This window comes from Pseudoalteromonas sp. NZS71 (assembly GCF_015864715.1).
GTDB classification, from domain to species: domain Bacteria; phylum Pseudomonadota; class Gammaproteobacteria; order Enterobacterales; family Alteromonadaceae; genus Pseudoalteromonas; species Pseudoalteromonas arctica.
In genome coordinates, this window is record NZ_JADYWS010000004.1 from 199,234 (window position 1) to 221,772 (window position 22,539).

Sequence of the window (22,539 nt, forward strand, 5' to 3'; positions counted from 1 at the left end):
CGTCTTAAATAACTGTATTGTTTAAATAGCACCCTATAATGGGACCACCTAATCGTACTTAAAACACAAATAACAAAGATAAGATTATGAAAAAAATACCACTACTAAGTTACATATTCTTTACTGTGCTGTGCTCTATCATAACTCAAGCGCACGCAGCAATTAAGTCAATTGATGAATTTACTACGCAAATGAATCATTTTCCGGGCTATTATTCGTTTTTTTACGATACCCAAAACGGAAAAGTATATTTAAAAGTTGATAAGTTTGAACAGCAATTTTTACTGCAGCAAAGCTTGCCTTACGGTATTGGCTCTAACGATATAGGCCTTGATAGAGGTCAGCTTGGTAATACTCACCTTGTGCAGTTTGAGCGTTTTGGCGACAAAGTAATGTTACGCGCTGTAAATACTTACTATCGTGCCAACACAAGTAACAAGGCCGAACAGCAAAGTATTAAAGAAGCGTTTGCATCAAGTATACTTGCTGGTTTTAAAGTAGTCGCAGAAGATAAAGCCACAGCACTTATTGATTACACACCTTATTTATTAAGTGATGTACACGGCGTAAGCCGAACGCTTGCGGCGCGTAAGCAAGGTAACTTTAGCCTTGATGAGTCACGTAGCGCCGTTTATATGAATCGCTCAAAAGCATTTGTAAAAAACACCGAGCTTGAAGCTGTACTTACATTTAAAGGCACAAAACCAGGTGAATTTGTTCGCCAAGTAAGTGCTGACCCTTATGCGCTTACTGTTCATATGCATCATTCACTTATTCAATTACCAGATGACAACTACACGCCGCGTAAGTTTAATCCGCAATCAGGTTTTTGGAGTATAGAACATAAAGATTACGCAGCGCCGCTTGGTGACTCTATGTACGTGCGTTATATACCGCGTCATCGTTTAACTAAAAAGGATTCAAGTTTACCTATTAGTGAGCCTGTTAAACCAATTGTATATTACCTTGATCCTGGCGTTCCAGAGCCCGTTAAAAGCGCTTTGCTTGAAGGTGGAAAGTGGTGGAACGACGCATTTACGGCGGCAGGATATAAAAATGCATTTATAGTAAAAGTGCTGCCAAGTAGCGCCGACCCTATGGATATTCGTTACAACGTCATTCAATGGGTACACCGTGCAACGCGTGGTTGGTCATACGGAAGTTCGGTGATCGACCCACGTACAGGTGAAATACTTAAAGGGCATGTAACACTCGGCTCATTGCGTGTTCGCCAAGATATTTTAATAGCCGAAGCTCTTGCTGCTCCTTATTTAAAAGGCAATGAAGTTGCTAAAAACTTGCAAGCAATGGCGCTTGATCGTATTCGCCAATTAAGCGCACATGAAATTGGCCACACGTTAGGTATTTCTCATAACTTTGCAGCATCGGTAGGGGATAGAGCCTCAGTAATGGATTACCCACATCCGCTACTTAGTTTTAATGAACAAGGTAAGCTTGATGTAACGCGCGGCTATGCAACAGGCATGGGCGTGTGGGATACCCAAGTAATTAAATATGGCTATAGCAATTTTACTAACCAAGATGAAAGCGCAGAACTTGCTGCTATTTTAAAAGAGAACAAAGCCAAAGGCCTTGAGTTTATATCAGATAGCGACGCTCGTGCTAAAGGTGGCGCACATCCAACAGCTCATTTATGGGATAACGGCACTAATCCTTCGCAGGAGCTTTTAAGAGTACTCGACGTACGTAAAAAAGCGCTTTCGCAGTTTGGTATTAATAATATTAAAACGGGTGATTCATTATCGCAATTAGAGGAAAAACTAGTTCCGCTTTATCTGTTTCACCGTTTTCAGGTTGAGGCAGCGGTTAAGCTTATAGCCGGTGTTGATTACGAATACGAAACACGCGGTGACTCACCCGTAAAAGGCGCACAAGTCGTTAATAAAAAAACACAGCAAGAAGCGGTAAACGCTATTTTTGCAACACTTAAGCCAAGTAACTTATTACTTCCTGAATCTGTGTTATCGCTAATTCCGCCAAAAGCATATGGCGAGTCTAAATCGCGCGAAAGCATAGTTGGGCGCACAGGGTTAACGCTCGATGCAATGGCATTACCCGAGGTTGCAGTGCAGCACAGCTTGTCGCTTTTATTAAATGCACAGCGTTTAAATCGCTTAGCGCAGCAACAAGCGCGTAGTAATGACTTTTATAGTTTAGATGAGTTACTTGAGGAGCTATATAGCCAAGTGTTTAACGTGTCATCACCTAATACAATGACAGGTAAAATCACTCAGCGCGTGCAATTTTTAACAGCAAAAGCTATGGCTGATTTAGTAGCAAGCGATAGTGCAAGCCCTGAAGTGCAAGCGCAGCTACGTTACTACTTAGTTAAGTTGAGTGAAGACTTTAACCAAAACTCAATGCTGAGCCATACAAGTACTGGCGAGAGTGCGTTTAAGCAATATTTAGCTGAGCAAGTAAATCAGTTTTTAATTAAAGGGCAATGGCCAAACAACTTTAAAGTGCTGCCAATCCCACCGGGCTCACCAATTTAGAATAAAAAGTAGAAGCGCTTAGTTTTAATCAATTACAAAGCAAAACACCGAGTATATTTATACTCGGTGTTATTTTATTCTAAAAACGAATACGTACTCTAAGACTTTATTTGCACTAAATCGTAATCGGCCATACCAGGTACTATTGCCTGTAAGCGAGACTCGGTTACATCGAGTGCATTTAAACATTCGCAATACTCAGAAGCCTTAAGCTCTAATTGATGTGCCTTTTTTTGTAGCGATTTATCAATTTCTCTTGAGATAATATCCATGCGTTGCCCCATGTCGTTAATGCGATCTTCTATATTACCTTCACGCGATTTAAACGCATCGCCAAGTGATACCAAAATAGCACCTAACGATCCATGAACAGCAGAGTGAATTTGCTGGCTGATCTCTTTAGTGAAAAAGTCATCTATTTGCGAAAGTGATTGAGGGGCTATAAAAAAGAAGTCATCTCCGCGCTTAAACTTATCCATTAGCGCGCGCTCTACATACTGCAATTGTGTTTTAAGTACTTCAGGTTCTTTGTCTGACATACCTTCAACTACGTGTTCAATAGCGCTTAAACCTAAGTTAACACCATCGGTAGCAAGGTTTACTAATTCGGGGACTGTGTGGCGAATACCATTACTAAACTGTTCGAGTACTTTGCTTTCGTCATCACTTAAATCAACCCAATAACCACGAATAAACAGTTGGTTATTGTTATTAATTTGGACACGAGTTTGGCCTTTATCTAATATGCGAATTGCATCGTCAGTAATAATTAAACCATGACGTAATTCAACATCGCATTGGGCTTGAGCAAAGACACTAGTGCTTGAGAGCGCCATGGAAAACGCCAATATCGAACGAGATAGAAACGCCATAAACACCTCAAAAAGACTAAAATGGAAGGCGAGTAGGTTAACAAAAAAACAACTTTATGCAAGGGAAAATAAACCTATCAACTATCTCACAGAATAGTTGTATAGAGTGCAGCTTGAGTTTTTAGATACGGTTATGTTGGGAAAAATCAACAGTTCAACAAAGGGCTTAATATATAGCTAGAGAGGGTAGAATTGGCTCATAGTAAAATAAGAACACGTGGTTTTTAAATGAAGTTTAAAAAGATACAGCTATTTATATCAATTAAGCTTAATAGCCGACTCTAAATTTACTCTGGAGTCGGCTCAAAAACTAAATATTTAGTGTGAAACCACTATTAAGCGAATTGCATCAAGTTGTAACTGCGTTTTTTCAATATACGTAGTTAGGTCGTTACGTTGCTTATCGTAGAAGGTAATTTCTTCTTGGCGAATATTCGGATTAATTTGCTTAAGGGCAACAAGTCGCTCTTGCTCTTCACTGAGTGACGTTTGCATTTTAGCAAGTGACGCTGCGCGAATAACTTCAAGTTTTTCTTGTGCCATATCTTTAGCGGTAGTGATCATTGGGTGAACAGCGCTTTGCAATGCACCGGCAAGCTTACTTGCTGTTTGGCGGCCTACGGCTGATAACTGCTGATTAAAGCCTTCAAATGCCACGTTTTCACCTAGGTTATTACCTGCTTTATCAAGTAATATACGAATTGGTGTAGGCGGTAAAAAGCGACCAACTTGTAATACTTTTGGTGCCATTGCTTCTGCAACAAAAATAAGCTCAACAAAAAAGGTACCAGGCGGTAACTTTTTGTTTTTAAGTAAAGCCACCGATGCGCTACCAAAGTCGTCGTCACAAATCATATCCATGGTGCCTTGCACCATTGGGTGATCCCAACTAACAAAGTGCACGTCTTCTTGCGAAAGTGCCGTGTCGCGATCAAAGGTAACCGTCATGCCGTCTTCTTTAAGCGATGGGAACGATGCATTTAACATATGTTCCGTTGGCTTTAAGATAATGGTGTTTTCGCCTTTATCTTCTTGGCTTACGCCAAATGTGTCAAACACGTTGATCATGTAGCTTGGCAATTCAAACTGGTTATCGAGTTTTTCGATATCAGTTACAAGCGAATCGGCAGCACCTTGACCCGATGAATGTAGTTCTAGTAAACGATCTCGTCCGCTTTCCATTTTTTTACGCAGTACCGCATTTTGTTGTGCTACTTGCTCAAGTAATGGATCAAGCTCGTCTTCATCGCAGTTATGCGCAGAAATATACTCAAGTAGGTCATCACGGAACTCTTTATAAAGCATTTGCCCTGTTGTTGATGTAGATTCGAATGCATCTAGACCTTCGTTATACCAACGTAGCAGTACTTCTTGAGCGGTGTTTTCAAAATATGGCACATGAATGTTCACATCTTGTGTTTGGCCTATACGGTCTAATCGACCAATACGTTGCTCGAGCAAATCTGGGTTTAGTGGTAAATCAAACAACACTAAGTGATGCGAGAACTGGAAGTTACGACCTTCTGAGCCAATTTCTGAACACAGTAATATTTGTGCATTATCGTACTCGTCTGCAAAAAATGCAGCAGCGCGGTCACGCTCAATAATCGACATGCCTTCGTGAAATACCGACGCTTTAATTGCTTCACGTTCACGCAGTATTTGCTCAAGGCTGATAGCTGTTTCAGCTTTAGCACATATAAGCAGTACTTTTTCGCGCTTAAGTGTTTTAAGGGTGTCGATTAACCAATCTACACGTGGATCGAATAAACCCCAGCTTGCGCTTTCGCCTTCAAATTCTTGAAATATTTTTTCAGGAAAAAGAGCACGGTGTGCACTTAGTTCAGGGTTTTGAATGCCGCCCATGTTACCAAGAACCGACATAGCCGTTTTATACTGCTTTGGTAATGCCATTGGGTAGGCGTGTAATTTACGGCTTGGGTAGCCGTCAATGCCGCTGCGGCTGTTTCTAAATAATATACGACCTGTGCCGTGGCGATCGAGTAGCATGTTAAGTATTTCTTTACGCGCTGGTAAATCACCTTGCTGTGCTTTTTCAAGAATATCAGTAATGTCGGTTTCTTTTAATAGCTCAATTAGCGTGGCTTTGGCTGCGTCGTCCAGAGCTTGCTCTTGCAGTAATTGATTTGCCGCTTGCGCTACGTCTTTATAATTTGCTTCTTCTTCTTTAAACACGTCGTAGTCGTAAAAACGATCCGGATCGAGTAACTGTAAACGTGCAAAGTGACTGCTGTGACCAAGTTGATCAGGCGTTGCTGTAAGCAAAATAAGGCCCGGAATATCTTGGCTAAGCTCTGCCATACGTTGGTACTCTGAGCTTGGCTTGCCGTTATTGATACTTAGGTGATGGGCTTCATCTATAACTAGTAAGTCCCAATCAGCAAGTGTTGCTTGTTCAAACCAGCGTTTTTTCTTGGTTAAAAACTCAAGACTGGTAAGTACCAATTGCTCTGTATCAAACACGTTTGGTGAATCTGCAAACGCTTCGTCGCAGCGTTCTTCATCAAAAATAGAAAAATGTAAGTTAAAGCGGCGTAGCATTTCTACTAACCATTGGTGCTGTAGATTTTCTGGTACAACAATAAGTACGCGGCTCGCACGACCACTAATAATTTGTTGGTGTAAAATCATGCCCGCTTCAATTGTTTTACCAAGGCCTACTTCATCTGATAAAAGTACGCGTGGTGCAAAACGTTTACCCACTTCTTGGGCAATATAAAGCTGGTGAGGAATAAGATTAGCACGTTGCCCAATTAAGCCTTTAATAGGCGATTGTTCACGTTCAAATTTATGTAACCACGTTTGGTAGCGAAGTGTATAGCGATCAAAACGATCGACTTGGCCCGCAAATAAACGATCTTGTGGTTTATTAAACTTAATAAAATGATCTAAAAACGTTTCTTTAAGTTTGGCAGTTTCGCCGTTATCAACACGGGTGCCGTGATAACACAGTAACTCACCTTGTACTTCAATAGACTCTACTTCTAATTCCCATTCTTCAACGCTTTTGATCACATCGCCAGGATTAAATGCCACACGGGTAACAGGTGCTTCTGCCGAAGAATAAACACGGCTCTCACCACTGGCAGGAAATAATATGCTGACCTGACGGCCTTCAATGGCAACAACAGTGCCTAATCCTAAATCTGACTCTGTATCACTGATCCAACGCTGACCTAAGGAAAAATTCATGTATGTCTCGTCTATGATGAAAAAGGCGGCTATGTTACCTGTAAGCTAACACCACTGCAAGGCGCTATTTGGCTCACTTTTAATTAATTTTGTAAGTGTTAATTATTACTATTAAAACAACTTGTTTATGACTCTTTTTTAGGTAAATCAAAACTAATTACAGTTTGTAATAAAACGGACTTTTATGACAAATAGACTAAACTTACATTATGCCTTGGCAATTAAGTATTGCAGGTTTAAGTTTTGCCCGTTTTACTTAGTTATTTTGGTATAGCATAAAAATCATAAAACGTAAGGAAAGTGCTATGGAAAAAGCTTCGAACCTTGAAAGTAAAATGTATGTGCTAGATACCAACGTACTACTTCACGAACCCCTCGCTTATTTGTCTTTTCAAGAACATGACGTTGTAATTCCGATGACAGTGCTTGAAGAACTTGACCACATAAAAGACAGAAAACACGATGTAAGTCGTGATGCGCGCGTCGCTATTCGTGGACTAGATGAAGTACTTAAAAATGCAACGCCCGAGCAAATGCTACAAGGCGTGGCGCTGCCGAGTAATAAAAAGGCAAAAGCGAGCTCTGCGGGTACACTCATAATTGTAAACGACCATTTATTTGCCGACTCGATTTCGGGGCTGCCTGGTAACGAAAACGATCATCGGATTATTAACTGTGCGGTGTATTTACAAAAGCAACACAGTGATTCAAAAGTTATATTGGTAACAAAAGACATAAACATGCGCTTAAAAGCCAAAGGCGCAGGACTTAAATATGTTGAGGATTATCGTACCGATCAACTTATTGACGATATAAGCTTACTCACTAGTGGTTATAAAAAAATTGAAGGCGATTTTTGGGATCATGTTGGGCAGTGCAATACTGAGCAACATGGCCGAGATACATTTCATCATGTGCCTAAAAATTTAATCCCTGATGTATTTTGTAATGAATATTTGCTTGATGGCGGAGATCACTTTGCTGCACGTGTTAAATCGTACGATGATGAGCACATTACGTTAAAAGATATTAGCGTTGAGCGCTTAATGCATCAACAAGCATGGGGCGTTAAGCCAAAAAATATTTATCAAGGTATGGCGCTTGATGCACTCCTTGATACAAGTATTGAACTTGTTATTTTAACCGGCCCAGCAGGGTGTGGTAAAACCTTGTTAGCGCTTGCCAGCGCCCTTGAAATGGTTATCGAAAAAGGTATTTACGACAAAGTAATAGTTACTCGTAATACGCCAGAAATAGCAGAGTCCATTGGCTTTTTACCAGGCACCGAAGAGGAAAAAATGGCGCCATGGCTTGCAGCCATTACCGATACGCTGGAGGTATTGCACAAAGGCGACGAAAATCCGATATCAAGCCGAAACTACATTATGGAGAAGGCTAATGTTCAGTTTAAATCGGTTAACTTTATGCGCGGCCGTAGTATTCAAAATGCGGTGGTCATTTTAGATGAGAGCCAAAATTTAACGGCATCTCAACTTAAAACGATTATTACTCGCTGCGGCGAAGGTACTAAATTAATTTGTACGGGTAACTTGGCGCAAATAGATAGTAACTATTTAACGCCAGTAACATCGGGCTTAACGTACATAGTAGAGCGCTTTAAAAACTTTGAAGGCAGCGCAACTATAAACCTCAACGGTGTTGTACGTAGTCGCTTAGCGTCATTTGCAGAAGAAAATTTATAACTTGCGCTTAACAAATTGGCTCGATAGTCTATCGATTGATTTTCGAGCCAAATGGCAGGCAGTACATTGAATTTTTTACCTCTGAAGCATTATTATCGTTCATTATTTATTGCGCTTTTAGTGCCATTGATTGTCGCTTTTTTACTGTGCTTGCACTTATATAATATAAAGCTTGAGCGGGCGGTTGAAAAACGCGAAGCCGATTTTACGAATGTTTCAGCACAGGTTACTCACGGGATGGAGTCGGTGAGTAATCTACTTACCACCATGTTTAGCTTATACGAGCAAACGACCTATCCAAAAATAAACCAAAGCTTACTCGAGGGCATAAATCAATATGATGGTTACTATTACCGTCACTTTAGTGAGCAAGGCACTGAAATTGTAGGTAAGGGGGAGTTTGCGTTATCTGCTAAGGCATTAATGCAGTGGCAGCAGGCTATTACATTAGGGCCTTCGTTTAATACAACGCTTGCATTAATGCAGTCGTTATCGGGTGTAGCGTATGTTGATAATAATGGCTTTGCTTATGTAAGCAGGCGCAACAAAAGCCAAAGTTTAATGCTTACTGAAATTCTAAATGGAAAATTCAAGCCAAAATTTTCACCAAACAAACTTACTTCAAGTCCCATTGTTAAAGTGAATGATAAATCGTATTTTGCTATTGGCCGACAACGAAGCACTGGCTCAGCCGATTACATTATTTTGATTTATGATGTTCAGGCAATTTCTGGGTGGTTAAAAAAGGTTTCACCGAACAGTGGTGAATACGTTTTTATGAACCAATCACATCAAGTTATCGCCAGCTCTAAACAGTTAATAGAGCAAGCAACAGCATTAAAAAATTATTGGCCTGATTTGGCCCAGCACCATAGTAAAAAAACAGTATTAACTAGTGATAGTAATTACTTTATGCAGCCTATGGATGAGTTACCTATTCACGCAGCATTTTACGAGCACAAACCCCAATTAATAAGCCCAATTAAGTATGAAATACTATTAGAGTTCGCATTTTTAACGCTATTTTTAAGTATTATGTTTGGCGTGTTTTTTTGGTTAAGTCAGCGCATTTTTATTAAGCCAATGACTCACTTAATGTCGTACCTAGAGAGTAACGGTACACAGCAAGAAGTGCAGCTCGATTATAAAGTACCGCTGAGCTGGCAGCCTTGGTTTTCTAAAGTGAAGCGTGTATTTACTAAAAACAAACAGTTAGTTGATTCATTACAAAGTGCAAATAAAGCTCTGGACGACCAGGTTCAGTTGCAATCAGAAAAACTAAGCCGCAGTTACGAAGCAAAAGAGCGCCACTTGGCTTTGCTCAACACTATGCTAAACAGTGTGCCAGATCTTATTTATTTTAAAAATATTGATGGATCATTCTTAGGATGCAATAAAGCATTTGAGGCGTACATCGGTAAAGATCAAACTGCATTAGTCGGTAAATATGTAGATGATTTAGGTGATAACGATCAACAAATAAATGCGCTTGAAAAACAAGTATTACAAAATAGAAACAGTGTTGAACAGCGAATAGAAACTGATAAAAAAACGTATCAACTTACTATTGCACCTTTTTATAACGAGCACCAACATCTGTTGGGGACTATGGGTATTGGTCGCGATATTACCGAACAGCAACAAGCATTATTGGCCTTAAAAGCATCAGAATCTAAATTTAGAAGTGCGATTGAATTTGCGGCTAACTGTGTGGTTTTACTCTCGCTTGAGCACACAATATTACAAGTAAATAAAGCGGCAAGAAAGCAGTTTTCTGAACAGCCAGTACTGGTTGGTGAGCAGTTAAAAGCATTGTTTGACGATACTCAATGGCAGCAAATAAAAAGCACTTTAGCGCAATTGCTAGATGACAAAAAACGCGTATACCACTTAACGCTTGCTCAAGGGCGCTTAACAAGTTGGTTGCAACTGAGTGTATCGCTTGTATGGGATGAAAACCGCGACCCAGCTTATTACGTTATTCACATTCAGGATGTGAGCGCATTAACTAAATCGAAACTAGATGCCGAACGAGCAACCCTTGCTAAAAGTCGCTTTATAGCCAATTTAAGTCATGAAATACGCACTCCTCTTAATGCTGTTTTAGGGCTGCTTGATATGCTTATTGAGCAAGGATTAACGCAAAAGCAATTACAACAAACGGATCAAGCTAAGCATGCAGCACAAAGCTTGTTGCTAATGCTCAATAGAATGCTTGATTTTGCACGCATAGAAAGTTCGCAAACCGATTTAAAACAAGCATCTTTTAGTATGGTTGAGCTGGTGGATATTTGTGAAAGTTTAACGGCTCCATTGTGCGAAGGAAAAGGTATTGAATTTGTTATTGATATTGACCCGTTAATAGCGCCTGATTTGATATGCGACAGTATTCGCTTACAGCAAATATTAGGTAATTTATTAACAAATGCTGTTAAGTTTACAAAAACAGGTTCTATCACTTTAAAAATGGAACTTATTGAAAGCGATAGCCTAGAGCAACAGCATATTTGCTTTAAAGTAATTGATACCGGTATGGGCATAGATGAAGCCGATCAGAGGCGTTTATTTGACGCCTTTACGCAAGGTGATGAGTCTTCAACACGTATACATCATGGTGTTGGGTTAGGTTTAGCGATTGTTAAACATGCGGTGTCATTAATGGGAGGGGAGATTGCTTTAAAGAGTAAAAAAGGTCATGGCTGTGAGTTTTACTTCAGCGTTAGTTTTTTGGTTGATACCACTAAAAATACGATGTTACCGACTAATACATTGGCTATTTTATCGGATCAAAGCAAAGAGCTTAAGCAAGTAACAAATGCTTATACAGAGCTTGCTAATATTAATTTAGATGAAGTACTTAAATACCCAATTAAGCTCTCCAATACTCAGCAAATAATAATCGATGCGGCCGACTTACCTGCACTTTTAAATATTGAAGCAATTAATGATTCGTTATCAGCTAAAGAAACATCGGTAATTATTATTAATCATCAGCACACCCTTAATTTACCAACAAGTGAGCATTTAGCTGCGCATCACGTTAAAGCATCGGCATTGGGACAAAGGCTATTTAGCTTGAACTCTCAGCAACAGCCTAAAGCTAGTACCAATGCCGTAATATATAATATTGCTGAAACTAAAGTTGATATATCGGGTCTACTTGTATTAGCCATTGATGATAATCAACTTAATTTAGAAATAATTAGCAGTGTATTACGCCAAGCAAACGTAAGTGTTGTTACCGCTTTAAGCGCATCTATCGGCATGGAATTATTGCAAGTTTTAAAGCCTGACTTAATATTGATGGATGTGCAAATGCCGCAAATAGATGGCTGCCAAGCTACGGCTTTAATTCGTCAACAGTTTGACGCAAAGCAACTGCCTATTTTTGCTTTAACGGCTCATTGTGAACCCGCTGATATTGAACGTTCTTTAAAGTGCGGTATGAATAAGCATTTAACTAAACCAGTTGTTGCTAAGGTACTTATTGATGCAATTGCCGATTTAAACTTAGTTAAACCAAGCTTTTTTGAAAAATCATTCGCATTAACGCAGTTTAGTATGGATGAAAAGCTCCTCAATACAATGATTGGTAAATTTGCTAATTTATGCGAAACCCAGCTATTGCAAATAGAAGAAACAACCAATAAGGATGATTTGGTACGCTTAGTGCATAGTATAAAAGGTGTAGCAGGTAATTTAGGTTTTAGACGATTGTCTCACTGCGCTTTATTGTGTGAAAGAACACTTAAAACAACTAACAAGCCTGTTGAAATAACACTGAAAGAGCTTATTATGCAGTTAGAACAGGTAATTGTTTTTATAAAAGGGGTAGGGGCTAGGGATGTCGAAAAGAGCTAAAGTACTTATTGTAGATGATGATCCAATCAACAGATTAGTACTTGAAAAAACACTTAAAGTAGAACACGACGTATTCTTAGTTGAAAGTGGTGAAAAAGCACTGACCTTTGTAAAAACTGCGCAAGTTGATTTAATTATCCTTGATGTGATTATGCCAGGAATTGACGGCTATGAAGTGCTTGTGCAACTTAAAGAAAATCCGATAACTCAATCGATCCCCGTTATATTTATATCAGCTAATCGTAGCCATGACGACGAAGCTAAGGGCCTAGAACTCGGTGCTATGGATTATATCACTAAGCCATTTAGCCCTTCTATTGTGCGCGTTAGAGTACGTAACCAATTACTTATAAAGCAAAAAAATGATCTGCTAGAGATGCTAGCCTCAATCGACGGCTTAACTGAAATCCCAAATAGACGCTACCTAGACGAAAACTTAGCTCGTGAATGGCGCCGAAGTAAACGCAGTGGAACCCCGCTATCAGTGTTACTTATGGATATAGACCACTTTAAGCGTTACAACGATTGCTACGGACATCGTGCTGGCGATGAATGTTTAAAGGATGTTGCACAAGCACTCGCAGCTCAATGTGAACGTGGTAGTGACTTTATAGCTCGTTATGGTGGTGAAGAATTTGCAGCTGTATTACCTGGAATGAATAGGCATGAAGCTGTGGAGTTTGCTAATAAATTACGCAATGCTGTAAATGCTTTGAATATAGAACATAAAGCCTCATTAAATGCAGACCACATCACTATTAGTATAGGTATCGCCACCACTCAAAGTGGTAAAGTATATGCTGAGCAAGCGTTATTAGAAGAGGCCGATTTAGGCTTATATGCCGCTAAAGATGCAGGGCGAGATAGAATAGTCGCACGCTAAAAACTTAATATACAAAAAACGCCAATATTCATATATTGGCGTTTTTGTATCAAACTACTTTTTATACCAATTCGCTTAATTAAGTGATCTATTTTGAGGATGGAAAAACGTGTTGATAGCTAGGCAAAAAATTCGCTATTTAGTTGTTCTCGGCAATTGCTCCTGCATTGCTCTACCTTCTGCATCCATGCAGTCGTAAATGAGAGTTTTTTAACACAGGTAGCGACACGTTTAGCCCCGCAAAATGATTAAGTATTATTGCGGATTGGTATTATAGGTTACTGCGTGATCATACCTAAAGCGGTTTCACCAATGCCCACTAACTTATCATTTTTAAATACAAGTGGCGTACATTCATCTTTCGTTGTTTTAGAATCTGAATGCTTACTATGAGTTACATAAAAAAGTACTTGGTATACATCGTCATCTTTTTTTAATAGCTCTGTGAAATTAGGCGTTTTTAATTGCGTTAAAACAGATTGATAACTGCTATCCATTTTTAGCTCTGATATAGCTTCACGATTATTTTTATGTTGTGCTTGCCAGCTAGATGAATTCTTACCAGCCCAATGAGTCTCAGCTTCACCATCTGATACGGCAATAACACAGCCTGTTAAAAATGGAGCGATTAAAGCGGCTGCTAAAAGTGATTTTTTCATTTTTATTTACCTTAATAAGATTTTTAATTGGTTATTAGCTGTATTAAAGCAAAGAGTAGACCATATTTATAAGTTGTTATTAATCAGTTTGTTAAGTGGGTTAAGCTGTTTTTATCTAATAAAATATTAAATGTATTAGTAAAAACAGCCATTTTTTAGCTTATTTGATTACTACAATAAAATCACTACACCAAGCGGTTACGTGATTCGCCTTTATTAAATGCAGCAATATTTAAACTTACTTCATTAATTAAACGCACAATAGATTCAGTACTTGCCCATGCTATATGTGGAGTAAGTAAAAGGTTATTACCTTTGTAATTAGCAAGTGGGTTTGAAAGCTCAGCAGGTTCTTTAGTTAGTACATCAACACCGGCTCCAGCAATTAGGTTTTGCTCAAGCGCTGTAGCTAAGTCGGATTCGTTAATAATTCCACCACGTGCTGTATTAATAATTATAGCGCTTGGCTTCATCATTTTAAGCTCATTAAGTGCAATTAAATCACGTGTTTCATCTGTTAGAGGGCAGTGTACGCTGATTATATCGGCTGTTTTAATGACGTCTTCAAAAGGCGTACGACCATCACGACATGCAACACCTTTGCGCTCTGCAACAATAACATTTGCGCCAAATGCCTCAGCCACTTTAGCAACGCCTTTACCTAGCGTACCACCGCCTATAATGGCAAATGTTTTACCTTGTAAGTCGTTAAAGCTGTAATCGAGTATGCAAAACATTTCACTTTTTTGCCACGCGCCTTGCTGGCAATCCGCCTGATAGCGGTGTGTGTTACCCAGTAAGTTAGTAATTAAAGAAAACGTATGTTGAACAACAGAAGGTGTTGAATAGCCAGCTACATTAGTTACGGCAATACCAAATTCTTTAGCGGCTTCTAGATCAACATTATTAGTACCAGTTGCACTTACACAAATTAATTTAAGCTGTGTAAGTTTGCTAATCGTGTCGCGATTTAAAACTGCTTTATTAGTGATTAATACATCAGCACCTTGGCAATGTTCAATAACTTGCTCTGGGCTAGTAAGTTCATAAGTCGTTAATTTACCAAGTTGTTCAATACCAGTAAGAGACGTTTTAGCTAACGTTGCGTTATCAAGAATAGTAATGTTCATTATGAGCCCTAAAATAAGTGGATCTGAAAGAGTTAAAATCGTAAAAAGATGCCTACGATCCATCAAAAATCTAAAATACGAGCTTAAGGTACTACGAAAGAAAGGCTTTGTTAATGGTATTACTACCAAATGATTAGAGGGCTTTGTATTAGTGGTCTGCCCACTAGCAGATTGAGAACATGGTATTTTGCTAGACTGATCAGATTTTTGCACTTTTAAGCAAGCTCATGGTCATAGAAGGTAATTAAACTCGGCTTTAAAACAAGTTGCTAAAAATAAAAATCGTTTTTTTGGTTATTTCGCATTTTAGATTGGCTGAGTTATAATCGGGTATAGACATAAACGGTGCGCTTTGGCGTACCGTTTTTTAACACTGTAGATGTAGTAATGAGTGAATTAGAAGATAAATACGCAGATATACGCCCATACAACGACGACGAAGTTGCGGCGTCGCTTACACGTTTAATTAACGATGATGCGTTTATTGATGTAATAGCAAAGTATAATTTACCGCGCTTTTTATCGGCAGTGCCTTTTATTGCGCGTCCAATGGTAAGAAGTCAGTTACGTAAAAAATGGGGCAAAGTAAGCACCGTTGAAGATGTGCAAAATGAAGTGGCACAATACTTAGATAAACTAGTGAAGCGCACCACATCAAAAGTTACCTTTTCTGGGTTAGAACAGTTAGATGCTAACCAGGCCTATTTATTTATTTCAAACCACAGAGACATAGTGCTTGATCCTGCATTAGTTAACTGGGGTTTATACCAACATAAAATGAAAACAGTGCGTATTGCTATTGGCGATAATTTATTGCAAATACCTTACATTACTGAGCTTATGCGTCTAAATAAAAGCTTTATAGTTAAGCGCTCTGCTAAAGCACCAAAAGAGATGTTAAAAGCACTGACTCAACTATCGTTATACATTTACGATTCTGTGGTCGGTGGAAATTCTATTTGGATTGCGCAAAAAGAAGGGCGTGCAAAAGACGGTTTTGATCAAACTGATCCTGCGCTTTTAAAAATGCTGCAATTAAATGGGCGTAAACAAAAGAAAGAGTTTGGCGATTATATTAAAGAGTTAAAAATAGTGCCTGTTTCTATTTCTTATCAATATGAGCCGTGTGCAATTGCTAAAGCCAAAGAGCTTTACCACAAGCAACATCATGGTGAGTACGTTAAATCGGCTGGTGAAGATATTGCGAGCATTGTTGAAGGCTTTAGTACTGCTAAAGGGCACGTGCATTTAGCATTTGGGCAACCAATTGAATCTAAATGTGATAGTGCTGAAGAGCTTGCTAAAACAATTGATAGGCAAATTGTTGATTCGTTTTATTTACACCCAGGCAATTACATCGCTGGTGGTTGTAAAGATGCGGTAATAGACTCTCCTGATACAGCGACATTTGAACAACGTTTAGCCTGTGTACCTGAAGAGTTAAAACCATTAGTGCTAGCTATGTACGCTAAGCCATTTCACCGTAAAACAGAGATAAATACTAATAGCTGTGAACATTAATACTCACAGCTCAATGAAACTAAGCAGCAATTAAATTGCTGCTTTTTTTTTGCTCAAAAATAACGCTATACTAATACCTCCTCTTCAACTGGGCGGTACTTATGCATGCAACAAATTGAAATATTTGATATTCCAAGTCCTTGCAAGAGTATTTGCTTAGTTAATAACAGAGGGTATTGCAAAGGGTGTTATCGTAGTCGGGATGAACGCTTTTCGTGGAATACCTTAACCAACGACCAAAAAAAGAAGGTGCTTAGTTTGTGCCAGCAGCGCTACAAACGTTATCTTCAAAAAAAGCAGCAAAATGCAGTGCCAAGCACACAGGCGCAGCAGCAAGGGTTCGACTTTTAAAAGCTTAATCCATACTTGGCTCTTAGTGCGTATACAGTGCCATTGTTAGTTAAGTTAATTAATGACATTTTAAGCTTTTCTACCAAGTTTTCATTACGCTTATTTAAATAATGATAAAGCGGATAAGTATTCAACACTTCTTTTTCAAAGCAACCTTGAGGTGAAGGTAGCTCATTGTTTTGCATTATAAAGTTAATCATTAAAGCTCCCTGTACTTTTTTCTGAGCAAGCAAATTAAGTTGGGTATTCATGCTTTTAACTTTAATAATATTCCCTGCAAACTGTGTGCTTGCTAAATAATGTTCTTGGACAGGGTAGCCATCAACAATTGCGACGCTATCGAGCTGTTCTAAACTGCTAGGTAAACAGTTTTTATACAATACTAAGTCAAACTTAAAGAGCTCATAATCGACCCTAATTAAGTTTTCGTAATTTTCTTCAACGCTTGCATCTCTTCCTAACTGCCCATCAAGTACGCCATTATTTGCAGCTAGCAAAGCATTTTGGTGGCTAAAATCGATTATATGTATTTTAAAACCGATATCTGCGTATGCTAACTTTAATAACTCTAAGGCATAATCAGCTTGTGGTGTACTTTGCGGACGATTAAAAGTGAGGTTGTATTGATGACTAAAACAAGAGGCACTAAAAAATAAATTTACCAATAATAACAAGATACTAAAATGTCTATTCATTATCAGTTCCAATTACTACAGAAATAAATAAAATAAGACGCGTATAATAACAAGGAGATTACCTCTTGCCCAGTTTCGGGGTTAATCAAATAATTTTAAAAGCGAATGAGGAAGTATTGTGAGTTTTAATTTATGCCTATTGCCACGTGAAGAAAAATACCAAATTCAGTTAGATTATGAAGCGTCTTTTTGGGCGTATCAAATTAAGCGAAATAAAAAAACGAGAGAGCAAGTTTATAATACAATCCATAGCCGTCCAATGGCTGAACAAATGGTTTTGAAGCAAAAGTTTGAGCAATATTTAGCGCTAATGCTTAGCTAAGTGTTGATATAAAAATGTATATAGTTAAGTTGCTGGATGGGCTAAAAGTTCCACTCGTTAATAAATTTTATAAAAAACATAATGTAAGAGGGCGGGCTAATAAACAAGATAAGGTATGGGTTACTTACTATAATAATGAAATAGTTGCAGCATGTAGGCTGCAAGATAAAACAGAGTTCTTATTTTTATCTACCATGTTTGTTGTGCTGGAACATCGCGGTAAAGGTGTTGCTAAACAGCTATTATCAACACTCTTAAAGTCGCAAGATAAGATGATTAATACCTTCGCATATAAAAACGTAGTTGATTTATATTGTGCTATTGGTTTTAACCAGGTGTTAACATATACTCTTGCTTTACAAGTACTTTTTGATACTTACAAACATCGAAATATAGTCGCTCTAGAGTACCCATAATAATAAATAATAATATGGAATAAGCATGAGTAAATGCGTTAATGGGATCATTAGTTGCTTTGTAGTTTTAATAACTATCCTAAGTTGCCAAGTAGGCGCACAAGTAAAACGTTTATCTCCAAGCGAAGGCTTATCGCAAAGCTACGTTAATACAATGCTTATCGACACTAATGGTTACCTTTGGCTTTCTACTGAGGCTGGGCTTAATCGTTATGATGGCTATCAAGTTATTCCAATAAACGGCCCTAATGGTGAATTAGAAGAAGCGATCATTGATCGTATTTACCAAGACCCTCAAGGGCACATTTGGATAGCCTCTTTACTTGCAGGCCTATTTAGATACGACCCCGTAACAGATTCATATCAGCAATTTCTAGAAAAACCTACCAGTGAAGAAGAAATTATCAATCAGTCTGTTTTTAGTATGGTGGCCGTTGATAAAAAAACACTTTGGATTGGCCGAGGCCGCGACTTTGCAAAGCTTGATATAGCAACCGGAAAAATCACAACTATTTTTGAGCTTCCGGCTAAATATAAAAACACCCTTGTGAGAAAGCTCTTTGCCTACAATGGTTATATATTTATAGGTACAAGCCATGGCGCATATGTATTTGATATTGCAACAGAGCAAGTTAGACCCCTACAGCACTTAAAAGGTGAAGCTGAGCATATTTACCAAAATAATGTTAAGTCGTTCGCATTAGGTGAAAATAAACAGTTGTTAGTAGGGGCGGTCCAAGGTTTATACGAAGTTGATATTAGTAACTTATCAAAAATGTTTGAACGCCCCGATTTACCTTTTGAAAGTAAGGTATTACTAAGTGACCTAAATGTTTGGAGCATAGTAAACGAACACGGAAAAATAGATTTAGCTACCGATAAAGGCTTGTTTAAATTTGATTTAAACACCGGGGAGATGATTAAAAATACTCGAATAGCCCAAAGTAAGTACACACTTGCCGATACCAGTATTATTGATATGGCTAAAGATAAATCGGGTGGTACATGGGTTGCGACTAAGACTGATGGTGCGTTTTATTTATCTCATGACAGCTATCATTTTAATAATGTCGATGGCACTTTGCTCGGGGGGGATGGTTTATCGCATCACTCTATCTGGGGGATTACCGAATATAAAGACAAGCTTTGGCTTGCAACGCATAACGGTATTACCGAGGTTGATTTAAAAACAAATATTGGTAAAGCTTATTTAAAAGATTACAAAGTCGACTTACTCACCACTGAGTTTACCGTATATGAAATAACGCCTTATAAAAATAATTTATGGCTTTATACAAATCGTGGTTTGTTTATTTTTGACCCTGTAACGCATCAAGTTAGCGAACCTAAAGTACATAACCCTGCTAATCAGGAGTTAATTACCGGTAGGGTACATGGCGTTACATTAATGCCAAATGGCGATCTATACTTTGTGCACTCAGATCATGGGGTATTTATATACAATATAGATTCTCAAGTAATAACGCGTTTGGGTGGTCAGTTTGATCAATTTGAACCCTTTTTAGCCCATGGCTTTTTACCTGCGCTGAGCAATAAACCAGATTCACCATTATTTTTTAATGCCGGTATTTTATACCAAGTAAACCCAAGTGATTTAGCACTTAAAATGATTTATAAAGTGCCAAAACAGCATGAAAACGTAGCCATTAGTGTGCTTTCTTACTTAATTGATAACAACAATATATTGTGGATATCACTTTCTAATTTCGGCTTAATAGGCCTTGACGCATCTACTTATCAATTAGTCCATACAATCGATTTAGAGAGGAATAAATTAGGCACTCTGCTATACGATATGGTGCTAGATGATGATGGCATGATCTGGATGAGTAGCCATAAAGGCATTTGGCGATTAAACCCAGAAACACTTCATTTTCAGCAATTTTCTACATCAGAAGGGCTACTCTCTGCTGAGTTCAATAGCAACGCCATGGCACAGCTTAAAGATGGCCATATTGCGTATGGTAGCTTAAAAGGTTTTACTTATTTTCATCCAATGGAAAACCAAAACTATCAGTCGCTTATTGATCACGTAAATATTACGCGAGTTGATTTAATGTCACGAGATTTATCGCTTGATTTAAAACAACCGCTCAACGAGGTTGTGTTAAACCATGATGATATAGGGCTTGAAGTTGCATTTTCGGCCATGGCATTTAGTAATCAAGAACGCATCATTTATGAGTATCAACTCGATAACGGACAAAAAAGTTATACCCGAAATAACAACCGTGTATTGTTTCCAAAATTGAATCCAGGTAATTATCAATTAAAAGTTTGGGCTAAAGACCCCCTGACTGGCGAATATACCTCGCCTGCTATTTTAAAAATAAAAGTAAAGTATCCACTTTGGCGTGCACCTTATTTTATGGTGCTTTATGGCATGCTGTTTATTGGCTTTGTTGCTATGTGGGTTATGCGCCGTAATAAAATTCAGCGTATTTTATTGGCAGCAAATAAAGAAAGTAAAGAAAGCGAAGCGCGTTTAAAGCTAGCGCTTGAAGGCAGCGAATCGGGTGTTTGGGATTGGGAATCAAGCAATCCAAGTATTTACCAACCTCGCTTAGCGAGTGAGTTAGGTTACGAAAATGAAACCGTGAGCCTTGATGAATATTTATCTAAAATTCATCCGCAAGACAAACAGCTATTTCGCTTAGAGTGGCTTGAGTTTTTATCTACCGATAAAGGTTACTTTAATTGCACCTACCGCCTGCGCCATGCAAAAGGCTATTGGCGCTGGTATAAGGATTTTGGAAAAGTCGTTGAGTGGGATGATAAAACGCCACAAAAAGTAGCGGGTACCTACACAAATATGACCCGTGAGATGGTGTTTGAAGAACACGCTTTACTATTTACGGCAGCATTTGAGCAAACACGTGATTGGGTGTTTATCCTCGATAAAAATTTAAATATTCGGGCTTCTAATAAATCACTGCAAACCGCCTTTAATTTCTCTGCTGAGTCGTTATCTAGTCGAGCATTAAATTTAGGTATATCGCGCAGCAATCGTTTTGATTATTTACGCATAATGCAAAAGCTATCCATTGGAGAGCACTTTTCGTGTGAAGACAGTGTAGTTTTAGCAAGTGGTGAGCCACGCCATGTACTTGTGAAAATAAGTGCAGTGGCCGATAACGAACAGCGCCTTAATAGCTATGTCATTATTTTAACCGATATAAATGCACAAAAATCAGCCGAAAATGAGCTGCACTTATTGGCCAACTACGATGCCTTAACAGGGTTGCCAAATCGTACATTATTTAATGACCGCGTTGAACACGCCCTTGAGCAAGCAAAATTGCACGAATGTAAAGTTGCTTTATTACATATAAATATTAAGCGTTTTAAATACTTTAATGACTCTTTGGGGCATGCAGTTGCTGATGAGCTAATTAAAGAGGTTGCTGAGCGTTTAAAATGCTCCTTGCGTCCATCGGATAGTGTTGCTCGATTTGGTGGCGATGAATTTGTAGTACTGGTGGAAGATATTCAGCAAATCGAACAAGTACTCATTATATGCACTAAGTTGATGGATTGTGTGAATCAAAATATTACGATTAATGGCCAAGTTGTAAACGTTAATTTAAGTATTGGTGTGTCTATATCACCAGATGATGCACAGCAAGGCTCTGCGCTTTTAAAAGCTGCGAGCATAGCGTTATATCATGCAAAAGACTCTTTAGAGGGGCGTTGAGGCTGTAGAATTACTCTTTTTAGGAACGTATCCAACTATTCTTGGTTGGTTGCTTTTTAACCTTGAATCCATCTGTTTGCTGTGATCTAATAGATATTATTCACCCACGGTAAACTGTTATGGCTAACTACAAGCCTGACTTATCCTGTCAAAATAAATTCATTCCTATCAATTTCGCTGAGCAAATTCTGCCTGGCACTTTTGAGTATGCCCTTTGTTATATTGTCGAAAATAAACTCGATTTATCGGGATTTGACGCGTGGTACAACAATGACAAAACGGGCGCGGCGGCGTATCCACCTTCGGTAATGCTAAAGATTATTTTACTGGGCTATGCACATGGTTTGATCAGTAGCCGTCGAATTGCTAAAGCGTGTGAGACGAACATTTTATTTATGAGTGTGTCGGGTGATATCCAGCCACATTACACATCTATAGCGGGTTTTGTGGCTAAAATGCATGAACAGATTGAGCCACTTTTCACGCAAGTGCTGATGATATGTGATGAGGAAGACTTGATAGGCCGCAATATGTTTGCCATTGATGGGTGTAAATTAAAGTCCAATGCGAGTAAAGAGTGGAGCGGCACATTCGATGAGTTAAGCCGCAAAAAAGCAAAACTAGAACGCGCAAGCAAACGTATTATTGAACGCCACCAATCACAAGATGGACTGGGCGAAGA

Annotated in this window: 14 protein-coding genes and 1 pseudogene; 10 read left to right on the forward strand and 5 right to left on the reverse strand. The window is 38.6% G+C overall.

Annotation, left to right across the window (positions count from 1 at the left end; translation table 11 throughout):
* The first annotated feature begins 86 nt into the window (after positions 1 to 86).
* Complete coding sequence (locus I6E85_RS04260; protein WP_024590660.1) at positions 87 to 2,516, forward strand: zinc-dependent metalloprotease; 2,430 nt, start codon at positions 87 to 89, stop codon at positions 2,514 to 2,516.
* A 98-nt stretch (positions 2,517 to 2,614) separates the two neighbouring features.
* On the opposite strand, the gene I6E85_RS04265 is transcribed toward I6E85_RS04260, so the two are convergent.
* Both I6E85_RS04265 and rapA read right to left on the reverse strand, forming a co-directional pair.
* The gene (locus I6E85_RS04265) at positions 2,615 to 3,388 is read right to left on the reverse strand and encodes a YggN family protein (protein WP_024590661.1); all 774 of its coding nucleotides are present in this window, start codon (positions 3,386 to 3,388) and stop codon (positions 2,615 to 2,617) included.
* Positions 3,389 to 3,706: 318 nt separating this feature from the next.
* Entirely contained in the window at positions 3,707 to 6,601 is a 2,895-nt protein-coding gene (rapA, locus tag I6E85_RS04270; protein WP_024590662.1) for an RNA polymerase-associated protein RapA, read from the reverse strand.
* Between the two features lie 305 nt (positions 6,602 to 6,906).
* Here rapA and I6E85_RS04275 point away from each other — a divergent pair, with 305 nt between their 5' ends.
* From I6E85_RS04275 to I6E85_RS04285, 3 genes are read left to right on the forward strand one after another with little or no spacing between them, the layout of a single operon-like run.
* Positions 6,907 to 8,304, forward strand: coding sequence for a PhoH family protein (locus tag I6E85_RS04275; RefSeq protein WP_024590663.1), 1,398 nt, complete (start codon positions 6,907 to 6,909; stop codon positions 8,302 to 8,304).
* Between the two features lie 51 nt (positions 8,305 to 8,355).
* Positions 8,356 to 12,165 carry a PAS domain-containing hybrid sensor histidine kinase/response regulator gene (locus I6E85_RS04280; RefSeq protein WP_081709156.1) on the forward strand — a complete coding sequence of 1,270 codons (3,810 nt, stop codon included), beginning with the start codon at positions 8,356 to 8,358 and terminating at the stop codon, positions 12,163 to 12,165.
* Complete coding sequence (locus tag I6E85_RS04285; protein WP_024590665.1) at positions 12,149 to 13,048, forward strand: diguanylate cyclase; 900 nt, start codon at positions 12,149 to 12,151, stop codon at positions 13,046 to 13,048. The genes I6E85_RS04280 and I6E85_RS04285 overlap by 17 nt, the downstream gene beginning before the upstream one ends.
* Before the next feature lie 278 nt (positions 13,049 to 13,326).
* On the opposite strand, the gene I6E85_RS04290 is transcribed toward I6E85_RS04285, so the two are convergent.
* Together I6E85_RS04290 and I6E85_RS04295 are read right to left on the reverse strand one after the other, a co-directional pair.
* Positions 13,327 to 13,707 carry a DUF3192 domain-containing protein gene (locus tag I6E85_RS04290; protein ID WP_024590666.1) on the reverse strand — a complete coding sequence of 127 codons (381 nt, stop codon included), beginning with the start codon at positions 13,705 to 13,707 and terminating at the stop codon, positions 13,327 to 13,329.
* Positions 13,708 to 13,892: 185 nt separating this feature from the next.
* Positions 13,893 to 14,837: a D-2-hydroxyacid dehydrogenase gene (locus I6E85_RS04295; protein WP_024590667.1), complete on the reverse strand. Its 945-nt coding sequence runs from the start codon at positions 14,835 to 14,837 to the stop codon at positions 13,893 to 13,895.
* Positions 14,838 to 15,224: 387 nt separating this feature from the next.
* Between I6E85_RS04295 and I6E85_RS04300 the strand changes: the two genes are divergently transcribed.
* Both I6E85_RS04300 and I6E85_RS04305 read left to right on the forward strand, forming a co-directional pair.
* Positions 15,225 to 16,358: a 1-acyl-sn-glycerol-3-phosphate acyltransferase gene (locus tag I6E85_RS04300; protein WP_197236632.1), complete on the forward strand. Its 1,134-nt coding sequence runs from the start codon at positions 15,225 to 15,227 to the stop codon at positions 16,356 to 16,358.
* A 105-nt stretch (positions 16,359 to 16,463) separates the two neighbouring features.
* Entirely contained in the window at positions 16,464 to 16,709 is a 246-nt protein-coding gene (locus I6E85_RS04305; RefSeq protein WP_007586940.1) for a DUF1289 domain-containing protein, read from the forward strand.
* Here I6E85_RS04305 and I6E85_RS04310 read toward each other — a convergent pair.
* A complete protein-coding gene (locus I6E85_RS04310; protein ID WP_024590669.1) occupies positions 16,706 to 17,404 on the reverse strand; it encodes a transporter substrate-binding domain-containing protein in 699 nt (232 codons plus the stop codon). The two genes, I6E85_RS04305 and I6E85_RS04310, sit on opposite strands and share 4 nt — an antisense overlap.
* Positions 17,405 to 17,522: 118 nt before the next feature.
* On the opposite strand from I6E85_RS04310, the gene I6E85_RS04315 reads away from it, so the two are divergent.
* The 4 genes and pseudogenes from I6E85_RS04315 to I6E85_RS04330 all read left to right on the forward strand — a co-directional run.
* The gene (locus tag I6E85_RS04315) at positions 17,523 to 17,726 is read left to right on the forward strand and encodes a DUF3283 family protein (protein WP_002962585.1); all 204 of its coding nucleotides are present in this window, start codon (positions 17,523 to 17,525) and stop codon (positions 17,724 to 17,726) included.
* 14 nt (positions 17,727 to 17,740) lie between these two features.
* Positions 17,741 to 18,142 (forward strand): GNAT family N-acetyltransferase, encoded by a 402-nt coding sequence (locus I6E85_RS04320; RefSeq protein WP_024590670.1) that lies wholly within the window; start codon positions 17,741 to 17,743, stop codon positions 18,140 to 18,142.
* A 25-nt stretch (positions 18,143 to 18,167) separates the two neighbouring features.
* Positions 18,168 to 21,848 (forward strand): annotated as a pseudogene (locus tag I6E85_RS04325) (diguanylate cyclase); the annotation flags it as partial.
* A 128-nt stretch (positions 21,849 to 21,976) separates the two neighbouring features.
* The coding region (locus tag I6E85_RS04330) for a transposase (RefSeq protein ID WP_197236633.1) at positions 21,977 to 22,539 on the forward strand (563 nt) is incomplete at its 3' end.

Excerpts from the sequence above, each read along its gene's own strand:
- I6E85_RS04260 (WP_024590660.1), top strand. The coding sequence starts at position 87 with ATGAAAAAAATACCACTACTAAGTTACATATTCTTTACTGTGCTGTGC.
- I6E85_RS04265 (WP_024590661.1), bottom strand. The coding sequence starts at position 3,388 with ATGGCGTTTCTATCTCGTTCGATATTGGCGTTTTCCATGGCGCTCTCA.
- rapA (WP_024590662.1), bottom strand. The coding sequence starts at position 6,601 with ATGAATTTTTCCTTAGGTCAGCGTTGGATCAGTGATACAGAGTCAGAT.
- I6E85_RS04275 (WP_024590663.1), top strand. The coding sequence starts at position 6,907 with ATGGAAAAAGCTTCGAACCTTGAAAGTAAAATGTATGTGCTAGATACC.
- I6E85_RS04280 (WP_081709156.1), top strand. The coding sequence starts at position 8,356 with ATGGCAGGCAGTACATTGAATTTTTTACCTCTGAAGCATTATTATCGT.
- I6E85_RS04285 (WP_024590665.1), top strand. The coding sequence starts at position 12,149 with ATGTCGAAAAGAGCTAAAGTACTTATTGTAGATGATGATCCAATCAAC.
- I6E85_RS04290 (WP_024590666.1), bottom strand. The coding sequence starts at position 13,707 with ATGAAAAAATCACTTTTAGCAGCCGCTTTAATCGCTCCATTTTTAACA.
- I6E85_RS04295 (WP_024590667.1), bottom strand. The coding sequence starts at position 14,837 with ATGAACATTACTATTCTTGATAACGCAACGTTAGCTAAAACGTCTCTT.
- I6E85_RS04300 (WP_197236632.1), top strand. The coding sequence starts at position 15,225 with ATGAGTGAATTAGAAGATAAATACGCAGATATACGCCCATACAACGAC.
- I6E85_RS04305 (WP_007586940.1), top strand. The coding sequence starts at position 16,464 with ATGCAACAAATTGAAATATTTGATATTCCAAGTCCTTGCAAGAGTATT.
- I6E85_RS04310 (WP_024590669.1), bottom strand. The coding sequence starts at position 17,404 with ATGAATAGACATTTTAGTATCTTGTTATTATTGGTAAATTTATTTTTT.
- I6E85_RS04320 (WP_024590670.1), top strand. The coding sequence starts at position 17,741 with ATGTATATAGTTAAGTTGCTGGATGGGCTAAAAGTTCCACTCGTTAAT.